Raw genomic sequence first — 13063 nt, forward strand, 5'->3', positions numbered from 1 at the left:
CTTCAATACACTAGTTTTTTAGGAATTGGTAGGAATAGACAAAACATATAAAGTAATAAACAAGCGGTTCTATAGACCGATTTATTTTACTTTGGCATTTATGTCACGCTTAGTGAAAGCGCACTCAAGGGAAAGTGATATTTACAGAAAGGAGTGTTAAAAAAGTTTTTTTAAAAAGTATTAAAAGTTGAGGAGGAGCTAAAATTAGAAAAAAAATGAAAAAAGTAATTATATTTATGTCTATTCTTGTAATGACATTTTTTTATCAAGCAGGATGGAACAGTGTGAGTGCCGCAGAAGTAACCAAATCATTTGATTATACTTGTACTGCCAATACTTCCATTGCGGGGGAAATTGATATTGACATGAAAGTTACACCAAAAATATCTATCCCCGAATCTGTAGAACCAAATAAAGAATTTCAATTAAAAGATATTGTGACAGATATTGCAATTGATCTAACAGGAAATTTAGATGCACTTAGAGCTCTAATCAATCCATTTAATGGATATGTTAATGAATTTAATCTGGAAGCGAATGAACAAACCGTAAATGTTGTTGGCAGTAGTGGGGCGAAAATTCCAGAAACACCACACAAAGCAGGAGATAATAACGTTCCATTTAAAGTATCGGGTGTTAACTCTAGCTTTACGGCGGGAGAAAAAGATTTAAATATTAATGTTGGAAAGATTAAAGCGGTTATTATTGCAAAACTGGGAGCTACGGATGTAAATTTAGATGTCAGTTGTACTCCGGATAATGAAACACTTCTTGCGACAGTTACTGTAGAAGAAGCTATGGAGCCAGGTGATGGCGACGATGATCAAGGCGGTGACGACGGCCAAGGTGGCGGCGATGACCAAGGTGGCGACGATAACCAAGGTGGTGACGATGGTCAAGGTGGTGACGACGGCCAAGGTGGTGACGATGGCCAAGGCGGTGACGACGGTCAAGGCGGTGACGATGGTCAAGGTGGCGACGATGGTCAAGGTGACGACGATAACCAAGACGGTGACAATGGCCTAGGTGGGAAGGAAGACCAAGGCAAAAAAGGCGATAAAAATGGTAAGGGTATTGTTTCAAAAGGAACAGATAAAGGAACTACAAGTGGTGGCTCTATCTTACCGAAAACAGCAACTAACAATCCACTCCTCATTACTTTAGGTGGTATTTTGTTAATTGCTGGTGGGGCATTAGTATTTATTCGTAAACGGTTTATAAGTCAGTAAGTAATTTTTATACAAAAAAGCAGTGAACTTCTTATAACAGTTTTTCACTGTTTTTTTGTCTAGGAAACTAATCCAGTCTAATATTGGATCTTTATCAGTAAACTCAACCGTTAGCTTTAATGTTCATGCAGACTGATAAACATTCAACAGTTTTCATATGAAGGTAGTGGTTTATCCCTACTACTCAAATTATTAACCTACAATTTTAGGAATTGGTAAAAGAAAATGCCAAGTTTATGATTAAGTGTAACTAAAAAAGATTTATACAACTTTTTTGAAAACGCTTCCTCACATAGAGGAAATAATGAGAGAAAGCTATCTAAAGGCAGTGATTCAATCTATTAGATAGCATGATTGCTTTAGTTTCCATTTAATCTGAAAATAAAGGGGAGGTTTCATGAGTACATCACAATATATCTTATCAGAGTTTAAAAGGTTATTTGCCAAAAAAACAGTTTTACTTTCTGTCCTTATTTGTATTTTTGTTCCGTTAGTTTATGCAATGATAATGTTATCACCTAAATGGGGACCGTATGATAACTTGGATAACTTACCAATCGCTGTCGTTAATAATGATGAAGGTGCTGTAAAAGATGGGGAAAAAATAAATGTTGGGGACGAATTAATAGAAAATTTAAAAACGAATGAAGAATTAGGATGGGAATTTGTAACAAAAGAGGAAGCGCAAAGAGGTATGGATAGGATGAAATATTATATGATGATTGAAGTACCTTCCAATTTTTCTGAAAATGCGCTAACGGTTCTTGATGACAATCCTCAAAGACCTGAATTAAAATTTATACAAAATGAAGGACTCCATTTTATGGCGGCGCAAGTAACGGATAAAGCGGCAGAGTCTTTGAAGAACCAATTATCAACCCAAGTAACTGAAACGTATGTAGATAATGTATTTTCACAGCTTGGAGATGTTGCAGATGGTTTTGCGGAGGCTCATGAAGGATCCGAGCAGATTAGTGACGGTGCTGGCCAATTAAAAGATGGTTCAGATGAAATCCTTACTTCTTTAATCGATAAATCCTCTGACATTAGCCGATTAGCCGATGGGGCAAAGGAACTTAATGCAGGAACAGGAGAATTGCAAAATTCGTTAGTGGTTAAGCAACCAGATATATCTAGACTTGCCAATGGAGCATTAGAACTCAATGCAGGAACGGGGACGTTATTAAGCAATTTACAAAACAAATCAAGTGATATTGCAAAATTGGCTGATGGAGCACAACAAGTTAATGATGGAACTGGATTATTACTAAGTACCTTAAATGAAAAGTCTTCCGATATTAAAAAATTATCAGACGGTGCTGTTGAACTAAAATCAGGAGCAAAAGAACTTCAATCAGGTTCGAAACAATTGCTCGAGGGAGCTAAAACAGCTAAGGATGGAAGCGCCCAATTAAAAGCAGGGTTAGACGAACAACTCGTACCAGGCAGTGCTGAACTAGCTGCCGGTGTGCTTCAGGCACAACAAGGTGTTAATGAAACAATCGAATCAATGGGAACATTGTATGAGAGTCTTGAATTTCTTTCTACTTTAGATAAAGAACACCCGATGTATGATGGAATACTTGATACGGTATTGACACAATTAGAGCAGAGTTTACAAGACGCACCACAAAAACAAAACGATTTTCAAAGACTGGTTGATGGTGCAAATCAATTACACGATGGTCTTAAAAAAGGCAGTGAATTTAATAATGGACTTAGTGCATTAAATAGCGGATTAGCAGAGCTTGTTGAGGGGCAAGAACAATTAAGTGCTGGAGCAAATCAATTAGCAGATGGTGCTTCGCAAATAGCCGACGGAAATAAAACGGTAAAATCCGGTTGGGACGAATTAGAAAAAAATGTAGCTGTTTTACATGATGGAACTACTCAAATTGCTGATGGGAACAAAACAGTTAAAAATGGATGGCAAGAATTAACAACAGGTGCAACTCAACTTCATGACGGATCAACCCAAATCGCTGATGGAAATCAAACTGTTGAAAGTGGTTGGAGGGAATTAACAGCAGGTGCAACACAACTCCATGATGGCTCCACGCAAATTGCTGATGGAAACCAAACAGTTGAAGAAGGTTGGGGATCTCTTACAGATGGTGTTACACAAGTTGATGATGGATTAGGGGAATTATTAGATGGCAGCGGTCAATTAGTTGAAGGTTTATTGGGAGGGGTAGAACGTACAAGTAGTTTAAATCCGACTGAGGCAAATAAAGTTATGTTCGCGTCTCCAGTCGTTTTAGATGGTGAAGTTATTAATAGCTTTCCATTTTATCGTAACGCAAACGCACCGTATATTTTAACATTAGCTCTTTTTGTTGGAGTAATGGCATTGTCGTTTGTAGTACCATACAGAAAACCAGCAAGTTTACCAAGTACGGGAATGTCGTGGTTTATCGGTAAAGTTACAAAGCTTTCCGTACTAGTGACCGTACAAGCGATTCTCATCTCTTTGTTCTCACTATTTGTTTTAAAGATAGAGGTACAAAGTAGTATTTTATTTATCTTCTTCTCCATTTGGGTAAGTTTAACTTTCTTAATGATTGTCTTATTTTTAATTGCATTAGCAGGAAATATAGGGCGTTTTGTCGCATTAGTCTTTGTTGTATTACAGTTATCTACAACAGGATCCGACTTACCGATTCATATGTTACCAGAAGGATTACGTAAATTAAGTACATTTTTGCCATTTACTTATTCTTTAGATGGATACAATAATATTATTACATTAGGTAGTATTTCTAAAGTTTGGGCAAATATAAGCGTCTTATTTATTTATTTTGCAGTATTTGCAGCCCTATCACTAATCGTATTTTTAATTAGACATCGTAATGAAAAAGAACATTATGATTTTTCTGAGGAGATAGAGGAGAGTATAGGATAATTGTCTGATGGCAAGTTAAAACTTGCCATTCTTTTTCTACATATGATAAAGTATATGTTAGATATTTGTTCGTTTTAAGAGAGGATGTACTTAAGATGGCAACGACTATTAATGTAATATTAATTATTGATGCAATTATAATGATCACTTTTATTGTTTTACAATCAGGTACAAGTGCCGGTTTATCTGGTGCCATATCTGGTGGCGCTGAACAATTATTTGGAAAACAAAAAGCACGCGGGTTAGATTTAATTCTTCACCGTGGGACAGTTATTACAGCGACATTATTCTTTATTTTAGCTTTTGTTAGTGCCTATATCATATAATAATGAAAGACGATCCCTTATTACATCTGTGATAAGGGTTTTTCAATGTTTAAGAAGGATAAGGACAAGCGGAAGGGAGTTTAGAGTTTGAAAATAAAAAAGCCTGAACCATTTACATTTCAAGCTGGTCCTCGTGCCGTACTCCTGTTGCACGGATTTACCGGACATTCTGCAGATGTACGCATGTTAGGACGATTTCTTGAGCAAAAAGGATATACAACTCATGCACCAATTTACCGAGGACATGGGGTAGAACCAGAAAAGTTAATTGAAACAAACCCTAAAGAGTGGTGGGAAGATGTACAAAATGCCTATGAATATTTGCAACAGTTGGGTTATGAGGAAATTGCAATAGCAGGGCTTTCGATGGGCGGTGTGCTCGGATTAAAATTAGCGATTCATAAAAAAGTAAAAGCTGTTATTCCAATGTGTACACCGATGTATTTTGATAATAATACACAACTGACGAAAGGATTTAAATTTTTTGCCGAACAATATAAACAATTTGAGAAAAAAGATGAGCAAGTTATTAAAGAAGAAATCGCTACCTTAATGAATAATTCAACAGAAATGTTTGAGCAAATTGGTTCCTTTATAAAAGAAGTTAGCGAAGAAATTGATATGCTTTACGCACCAACGATGATCGTGCAAGCTCAAAAAGATGAAATGATTAATCCAAAGAGTGCAAATTATATTTATGACCAAATTGCCACTGATGAAAAGTCACTAAAATGGTATGAAGACTCAGGGCATGTAATTACAATGGATAAAGAGAAAGATCAGCTGCATGAAGATATCTATACGTTTCTAGAATCATTAAAATGGGAAGACTAAATGAATGAACTTCCTAACAATAAAAAAAGTAATAGTATATAGAAAGAAGGTGAAAAGATGAATGAAAATTTACAAGAGAAAATATTAGATTATTTTAAAGAAAGTGGAACAAGACCTTTATCTGTTAATGAATTAGAAGAAATATTCGGTTTATCACAAGTTGATGAATTTAAACTTTTGGTAAAAACATTGAATGAACTTGAGCATACCGGTCAACTTATACGAACACGGAAAAATCGTTTTGGACTGCCAGAAAAAATGAATTTAGTCCGAGGAAAGATTGAAATGAATAAAAAAGGATTTGCCTTTTTAATTCCAGAGGACGAAAATGAAAAAGATATCTATATTCATTCATCTGACTTATTATCAGCAATGAATAATGATACGGTAATTGTTCGTATCGAAAAAAAAGGTGTAAGGGAAAATCGTCCAGAAGGGGTTGTTATTCGCATTTTAGAGCGAGCGAATAATCAAATTGTTGGGACGTATGAAGATAGTCATGAATTTGGGTTTGTTATTCCAGATGATAAACGAATTCCCAATGATATATTTATCCCTAAAAACAAGACAAAAGGTGCAATAACAGGACATAAAGTAATTGTAGATATTGCTCAGTATCCTGAAGGTCGAAAAAGTGCTGAAGGAGAAGTCGTGCAAATTCTAGGCCACAAAAATGATCCAGGAATTGATATTCTCTCGATCATTTATAAGCATGGGATTAAGATAGACTTTCCAGATAATGTGTTAGATCAAGCAGAAAAGACTCCGGATTCAATAAGCGAAGCAGAACTTAAGGGACGTCGGGATTTACGGGAAGAAGTGATTGTCACTATTGACGGGGCAGATGCGAAAGATTTAGACGATGCCGTACGAGTGGAACAATTAGAAAACGGCAATTATTTGCTTGGTGTTTATATTGCAGATGTGACTCATTATGTAACGGAAAATTCCCCGATTGATAAAGAAGCTCTAGAACGTGGTACAAGCGTCTACTTAGTAGACCGAGTTATTCCAATGATTCCACACAGACTATCCAATGGAATTTGTTCTTTAAATCGCGATAAAGATCGTTTAACAATTGGCTGTGAAATGGAAGTGAACCGTGCTGGTCAAGTTGTCGGCCATGAAATATTCCAGGCAGTTATTCGGACGACAGAACGGATGACGTATAAAGATGTAAACAAAATATTAGTAGATAAAGATGAAGAAACAAGGAAGAAATTTGAACCGCTCGTTCCAAATTTTGAACGAATGGAAGAATTAGCATCTATTTTACGTCATAAACGTATGAAACGCGGTGCGATTGATTTTGATTTTAAAGAAGCGCAAATTTTAGTTGATGAGGAAGGAAAAGCAACTGATGTAGTAATTCGTGAGCGATCGACGGGAGAGCGTTTGATTGAAGAGTTTATGTTATGTGCAAATGAAACAGTAGCTGAACATTTTCACTGGATGGACGTTCCGTTTATTCACCGGATTCACGAATCACCGGACGAGGCAAAACTTGAACACTTTTTCGAATTTCTTGCGGGACTTGGTTATGTTATAAAAGGAACACCAAATGATATTCATCCATTGGAATTGCAAAAAGTGCTCGAACGCGTCAAAGGTGAAAAAGAAGAAATGGTGATTTCCAAACTAATGTTACGTTCGATGAAACAAGCGAAATATGATCCAGTTAGTATTGGACATTTCGGTTTATCAACCGACTTTTACACCCATTTCACATCACCAATTCGTCGTTATCCAGATTTAATTGTTCACCGATTAATTCGAACGTATCTAATCAATGGTAATATGTCGGATAAAACATTAAAAAAATGGAAGAAGCTTTTACCAGATATCGCCAAACATACTTCCGAAATGGAACGTGCCGCAGTCGATACGGAACGTGAAGTGGACGATTTGAAAAAAGCAGAATTCATGTTGGATAAAATTGGGGAAGAATTTACAGGGATAATTAGTTCTGTCACTAGTTTCGGCCTATTTGTAGAGCTAGAAAACACGGTAGAAGGCCTCGTCCATGTGAGCTATATGACGGATGATTATTATCACTATTCCGATCGTCACCATGCGCTTATTGGTGAGATGACAGGAAAGGTTTTCCGAATCGGTGATGAAGTAAATATTAAAGTAATGGATGTAAATATGGATGAACATGCAGTGGATTTTGTGTTAGTGTAAAGAAGACGGATATAGACAGGGGGAATAAAAATGTCTAAACAATACGAAAAACCAATTGCGCAAAATCGAAAAGCCTCGCATGATTATTTTATTGAGGATACGTACGAAGCGGGTATTGTGTTAAAAGGAACAGAGATTAAGTCGATACGTGCTGGCAGGGTCAGTTTAAAGGATTCCCATGTTCGGATTATTAACGGTGAGGCTCAATTAATTAATATGCATATTGCCCCATATGAACAAGGAAACCGATTTAATCATGAACCGACTCGTTCGAGAAAATTGCTTTTACATCGTCATGAGATTGATAAATTATTTGGTTTGACGCAACAAAAAGGATACGCAATCGTCCCATTAAAATTATATATAAAAAATGGATTTGCAAAAATTTTAATCGGTCTTGGAAAAGGGAAAAAGCAATACGATAAACGTGAAGATCAGAAACAGAAACAAATGAAACGTGATATTGACCGTGCTGTAAAAGAAATAAGTCGTTAAGTCTTACACAATTTGGTATTTTGCATTTTGGTGTGAATATGTTATAATAAATAATGCACTCGAGAAAAGAGTGTAAAGCTCAAAGTACCGAAGAGCCCTTTTAACTTGGGGACGTTTCGGATTCGACAGGGGTAGGTTGAGCTTAAGTCGCACGTCGAGGTTACGGCTCGTAAAACGTTAAACGCCTATAATTGGCAAAGAAGAAAATTACTCTTTAGCAGCTGCATAAGCTTGTTAAAGGACTCTAACCGTTATCTCCCGTGTAACGGGTCTGAGTCTCAACTTTAGCGGGATAAACGTTCATCCTCCGTCTGTGGATAGAGCGTTGAAACCAATCAGACTAGCTATTCTAAAAAGCCTGTTGGTAGGCTGAAGTCTAGCGAAATATAATATACCAACTACGCGTGTAGAAGCTTAAGTGGCAATACCCTTGGACGTGGGTTCGATTAGTAACTTAGTCGCCTTTTGCAGTAATGCAAAAGTGAAAAATTCGGCTTTATCGGTGAAACCTAAGTTGTTATTATGTGAATTTCAAATAAGAGGATGGAAAGGATTGAGGTTGGCTAAGGTCGCGATGATGACACTAGCAAGTCCTGTCCGGCGCAGTTGTCGGCAACAGAGCGTATGGATTTAATACGTAAGTAGCGGAAAAGCAAGCCAACGAAGAAATGCGATGTGTCATTTTTTCCAGACTTATTTGAAAAACAACAATAAGGCAATACCGAGTGGTATGTGGAGCAATCCAACAGCCATGTATCGACTTATAGGCTGCCTAATCAAGGTAGTACTAGGATACAAAATGCTATTCTACAATAGAATAAATTTATATTTTGTATAAGACGCCGAAGGACCTAAACATTTTAGGTTCAAGATATAGTCAGTGCCATTACGAAAGTATGGAAGAGCATGTCCCACCGTCTCCACCAATTATAAATGTTGGTGGTTTTTTTATTGGCTAAATGCTTTAAAAGATAAAGAGTCAGTAATAATATCAAATACTTTCAATAACATGATAAAATAGATATAAATTCCTTTGGAGGCGATTCAAATGAAATGGGAAGATGTACGCCAGGCGTTTCCAGAAAAGTGGGTTTTAATAGAAGCAGTACAAGCTTATACAAATGAGAAAAGTGAACGTATTTTAGAAGAAGTGACTCCTTTAAAATTTTTTTCTAATTCTCCTGATGCAATGAAATCCTATCAAGAACTACATCGTAAAGATCCTAAACGTGAATTATATGTTCTACACACGAATCGTAAAGAGCCAAATATTATCGAAAAGAGATGGGGAGGTGTAAGACGATAGTGAAAAAGTTGAAGATAGAAGATGGTCTATTACTGACAGACATACAATTAACCTTTAGAGGCAATTTACTATCTCTTCATTGTGTTTTAGTAGACACTGGCTCGGGCGGTACAATTGTTTCAACAGATTTAGCTGAATCCATTGGGATCATAGCAGAAGAAGATGACATGATATACCGTATTACTGGTGTCGGTGGTTCAGAATTTGTCTTTACTAAAAAGGTTGATTCAATCAAAATAGCTGATGAGGAGTTAAGGGGTTTTATATTAGAAGTAGGAGCAATGAATTATGGCTTTGATTTAGATGGCATTATAGGATTGGATTTTTTACAAAAAATAAAAGCCATTATCAACTTAGATAAATTGACAATCGACTTTAAATGAGATGATAGTTAATGATTGATCACTCTTTAAATTTTTATATGTACTCATTTTAATTTTTTCTTTTTTATTTATTGATGGAAATTCCCGATATATTAGAGTGCTTTATGACAGTGTACCAATCACGATAAAATCTCTTGCCTCCGTAAGTTTTTAATCAATCGTAGTCAAAACCGTATTCAGGTTTTCAAGTAACAGCTTAAAACCCTTATAAACACTGATGTTACAGCAACCTTAGTAAAGTAGGTTCAACTCCCACCGTCTCCACCAATAACTAAATGTTGGTGGTTTTTTATGCATAAAACTTCAACAAAAGTTTTTCTCACAAACTTATACTTAGGGTCTGCTGAATCTGCAAAAAACTCATTACCAACAAGGGATTTCGACATATTATGTCGAATATAGATGCAAGGACTTTTTAAAATGTATTAGAAAACCCTTGCACTTGGAGGTAATAAATGTGTATAAAATGACTGAAAATTAATTCCAAGGTAATATGGTAAAATTTTGTTAAACTGATGATGGGAATCTTTAAATCCTGTTGTGTTTTGCAAGTAAAAAGTTTAGAACTTTGCAACGAAAAGTTTAGAACCTTGCCAGCCCATATTTATATTAACGATTTGATAAAGCGTATTTCACTCGATAACTATCTCCTGTGAAGCTTAAGATATGTGCGTGATGGATAACACGATCTACCAATGCAGCGGTTAGACGTGCATCCACAAACACTTTATGCCATTGACTAAACTCCAAGTTTGATGTAATGATTAGACTTTTCTGTTCATACCAGTCGGATATTAATTGAAATAATAATTCAGCACCAGTTTTGCTGAAAGGTACATACCCCATTTCATCTAATATAATTAAATCTACTTTACTGAATCGATTACGTATGAGTTGGAATCGTCCTTCGGACCATGACTTTTCCAGTAGCTCTATTAAATCCGCGACTCTGTAGAAACGGACTTCATATCCGTTTCTACAAGCTCTCCTTCCTAAGGCTATACTTAGATGCGATTTCCCCGTTCCTGGTGCACCCGTTAATATCAAGTTCTGCTTTTGCTGGATAAAAGTAAGAGTTTCTAGGCTTTCTCTGTCTAGGTTTGGTGGAAAATGAATGTGCTCTCCCCATTGATAATCACCTAGTTCCTTTTCATTCATAAATTTTGCTTTTTTGATTAAACGTTCACCTTTTGCGATTTCTCTTAGTTCAATTTCCTTTTGTAATAATTCCTTCAAATATTGTTCGGGACTTTCAAACGGTATCTTTTCGTATAAGTCGGCAACGTATGCTAAGCGAAGTAACTTACATTTCTCTTTAATTACATTAGACACATTATACCCCCTCCTTAATAGTTGACTTATCATGATTAGGTTGGAGGGAATCATAAATATTCCAGTTAACATCATAGGGATGGTTCGTAGAACCTTTATCAAATTGCTTTTCTTCAGGTAATAATTCATAAAATCGATCGTCTATTTCTTGCATATCATGGTTGACAATAACGTTTAATAACCATTCTACACGTTCTTTTCTTAGTTGCATGGAGTCGATATTTAAGTAATGGGCTATTCTCCCAGGTAGGTAAGAAAAATACCTAGAATACACAATCGAACGTGGTTTTCGTCTCCAATTTTGTAGGATAGGATGCCAGGGAATTTCTCTGGTTTGATTCATATATGGTCTAGGATCTTTACAAAGTATTTCTCCGTTAGGAGATAAAACTTTATAATGATCCCAATACTGTATCAAATGTAGCTTACTGTAATGGTAACTCTGGGGTACATGAACCAGTGTTCCATCAATCCGTATTTCCCCATACTTATTGGCAGTTACCGTCGATTGTTTAAATACAGGATAATCTTCTTCAGGCAAGGCTAACCCATATTTACTTTCCTCTTTAAATAAATTAGCGATTGTGACGTGCTTTTTATAGTGATTACGTTGGTGATCCTTTTGACATTTCTCTAACAATAATTTACGTAAATGCGCTAAATCCTGAATAACTGGAGATGGGGTGAAAAAATTGTAACGTATATATCCTACTTTATTCTCCACATGACCTTTTTCATTTCCCTTTCTTGGGTTACAGGCTAGTGGTTCGAAACCATAATAACTAGCAAATCGTTGAAAAGCATCCGTGAAAATAGTTTCTTTTCCGCGACTCCTTGCTTTGACGACTGCCGCTGATAAATTATCTAAACGGATTTTCCTCGGAACAAAGCCAGCCTGTTTAAAGAGTACTTTAAGTCCTTCAAGAAAACACTCCTGATTTTCCGCAGGTAAGGGAACGACAAACCCGCCATTACTATATGGGAAACTCATAACTAAACAATGAATATCTTTTAGTTTTCCATCTTCGACGGCCTCTGTCATACCAAAATCTACTTGAGCTTCTGCAGGAGGATGTGTCAGTCTCTCATACTCCTCTTTTATTTCTTCAGCTTCGTCTAACATTTTATCTTTCCATTCTTTGATAAAATTACAAACAGTTCGATAAGAACCAGGAAAACCCAATTCCTGTAATTGTTCAAATATAGTTGTGTTTTTCCTTCTTAATTTCTTTTTGAGTGCAAAATCTTCTATGAGCCAATCAATAACAATTTCTCCCCATTTTCCTTCATACATCATGCCTCTTTTTACAGGCACTTTTTCCTCTGGTAATTCATCGTTGTCAGCGTATTTCTTCACTGTTGACCAACAAAAACCAGTTCTTTTTGAGATTTCATTAATAGATAATGATTTTTCATTTCTTAATTTTTTGATATGATTAATTTCAGGCATTGCTAGCATCCTTTCATTTCCTCCTACCATGATTGATTCGTCACCAATAACGGTAGGGTATTTTGAGAGAGCTGGCAAGCCTTTTCTTTTTGTGCAACCTTCTAACATTTTGATTGCAATACTCTTAACTTTTATTTTGCACTAAACAGTATTACATATGCATCATATTTTTCATTTATTTCATCTGCCCTATTTGGGTTAGAATTATAATAATCAGGTACAATATTAGTCTCTTCTTTCATTAAGTTACGATAAATACTATAGGCATATATTAAATTACCTACATTTCCTCCAATAGAATTATGCTTGATCATATAGGATGCATCGAATGTATCTAACGGAGAAATTCCTGATCTAATTAAAATATTTTTCATATTGTCATCCCCTTAGTAATTATGTAATAAAAGAATAGACGTACTTTTAAAAGATATGATCAATTCAATAAATATAATTTTATTATAAACTAAATATTTTAAATTACTATTCATCAATGGATTTGAGTCTAAAGTAGTGTGACATATTAATTATCCAAATTACGATAGTAAAATTACTTAACATTAATTCCAAGGTAATATGGTAAAATTTTGTTAAACTGATGATGGGAATCTTTAAATCCTGTATA

General features: G+C 35.7%; 10 protein-coding genes, 1 other RNA gene and 1 pseudogene. 9 read left to right on the forward strand and 3 right to left on the reverse strand.

Going from position 1 to position 13063, the window contains the following annotated elements:
- Positions 1-284 precede the first annotated feature (284 nt).
- The 9 genes from ACPYKA_RS12930 to ACPYKA_RS12970 all read left to right on the forward strand — a co-directional run bounded on the left by ACPYKA_RS12930 (position 285) and on the right by ACPYKA_RS12970 (position 9659).
- A complete protein-coding gene (locus ACPYKA_RS12930; RefSeq protein WP_479542678.1) occupies positions 285-1229 on the forward strand; it encodes a DUF6801 domain-containing protein in 945 nt (314 codons plus the stop codon).
- A 397-nt stretch (positions 1230-1626) separates the two neighbouring features.
- On the forward strand, positions 1627-4131 hold the full coding sequence (locus ACPYKA_RS12935) for a YhgE/Pip family protein (RefSeq protein ID WP_479542679.1): 2505 nt from the start codon (positions 1627-1629) through the stop codon (positions 4129-4131).
- 95 nt (positions 4132-4226) lie between these two features.
- Positions 4227-4457 (forward strand): preprotein translocase subunit SecG, encoded by a 231-nt coding sequence (secG, locus tag ACPYKA_RS12940; RefSeq protein ID WP_479542680.1) that lies wholly within the window; start codon positions 4227-4229, stop codon positions 4455-4457.
- 87 nt (positions 4458-4544) lie between these two features.
- On the forward strand, positions 4545-5291 hold the full coding sequence (locus ACPYKA_RS12945; RefSeq protein WP_479542681.1) for an alpha/beta hydrolase: 747 nt from the start codon (positions 4545-4547) through the stop codon (positions 5289-5291).
- Between the two features lie 57 nt (positions 5292-5348).
- Entirely contained in the window at positions 5349-7475 is a 2127-nt protein-coding gene (gene rnr / locus ACPYKA_RS12950; RefSeq protein ID WP_479542682.1) for a ribonuclease R, read from the forward strand.
- A gap of 30 nt (positions 7476-7505) precedes the next feature.
- Entirely contained in the window at positions 7506-7970 is a 465-nt protein-coding gene (gene smpB / locus ACPYKA_RS12955; protein WP_479542683.1) for an SsrA-binding protein SmpB, read from the forward strand.
- Positions 7971-8085: 115 nt separating this feature from the next.
- Positions 8086-8419, forward strand: a transfer-messenger RNA (tmRNA) gene (gene ssrA / locus ACPYKA_RS12960).
- A 599-nt stretch (positions 8420-9018) separates the two neighbouring features.
- On the forward strand, positions 9019-9276 hold the full coding sequence (locus ACPYKA_RS12965; RefSeq protein ID WP_479542684.1) for a hypothetical protein: 258 nt from the start codon (positions 9019-9021) through the stop codon (positions 9274-9276).
- Entirely contained in the window at positions 9276-9659 is a 384-nt protein-coding gene (locus tag ACPYKA_RS12970; RefSeq protein WP_479542685.1) for a retropepsin-like aspartic protease, read from the forward strand. The genes ACPYKA_RS12965 and ACPYKA_RS12970 overlap by 1 nt, the downstream gene beginning before the upstream one ends.
- Before the next feature lie 609 nt (positions 9660-10268).
- Here ACPYKA_RS12970 and istB read toward each other — a convergent pair.
- The 3 genes and pseudogenes from istB to ACPYKA_RS12985 form a co-directional block, all read right to left on the reverse strand.
- Positions 10269-11024 (reverse strand): IS21-like element helper ATPase IstB, encoded by a 756-nt coding sequence (gene istB / locus ACPYKA_RS12975; protein ID WP_479542687.1) that lies wholly within the window; start codon positions 11022-11024, stop codon positions 10269-10271.
- Positions 10993-12549, reverse strand: coding sequence for an IS21 family transposase (gene istA, locus ACPYKA_RS12980; RefSeq protein WP_479542686.1), 1557 nt, complete (start codon positions 12547-12549; stop codon positions 10993-10995). The genes istB and istA overlap by 32 nt, the downstream gene beginning before the upstream one ends.
- Positions 12550-12590: 41 nt before the next feature.
- A pseudogene (locus ACPYKA_RS12985) lies at positions 12591-12815 on the reverse strand (polysaccharide pyruvyl transferase family protein); the annotation flags it as partial.
- Between the last annotated feature and the right edge of the window lie 248 nt (positions 12816-13063).

Origin of the sequence: Pseudogracilibacillus amylolyticus (SeqCode), assembly GCF_051918545.1 — a bacterium.
Taxonomy (GTDB): domain Bacteria; phylum Bacillota; class Bacilli; order Bacillales; family Amphibacillaceae; genus Pseudogracilibacillus.

What these genes read in the sequence shown, in the direction of transcription:
- ACPYKA_RS12935 (WP_479542679.1), top strand. Translation starts at nt 1,627, where the DNA reads ATGAGTACATCACAATATATCTTATCAGAGTTTAAAAGGTTATTTGCC.
- secG (WP_479542680.1), top strand. Translation starts at nt 4,227, where the DNA reads ATGGCAACGACTATTAATGTAATATTAATTATTGATGCAATTATAATG.
- rnr (WP_479542682.1), top strand. Translation starts at nt 5,349, where the DNA reads ATGAATGAAAATTTACAAGAGAAAATATTAGATTATTTTAAAGAAAGT.
- smpB (WP_479542683.1), top strand. Translation starts at nt 7,506, where the DNA reads ATGTCTAAACAATACGAAAAACCAATTGCGCAAAATCGAAAAGCCTCG.
- ACPYKA_RS12965 (WP_479542684.1), top strand. Translation starts at nt 9,019, where the DNA reads ATGAAATGGGAAGATGTACGCCAGGCGTTTCCAGAAAAGTGGGTTTTA.
- istB (WP_479542687.1), bottom strand. Translation starts at nt 11,024, where the DNA reads ATGATAAGTCAACTATTAAGGAGGGGGTATAATGTGTCTAATGTAATT.
- istA (WP_479542686.1), bottom strand. Translation starts at nt 12,549, where the DNA reads ATGTTAGAAGGTTGCACAAAAAGAAAAGGCTTGCCAGCTCTCTCAAAA.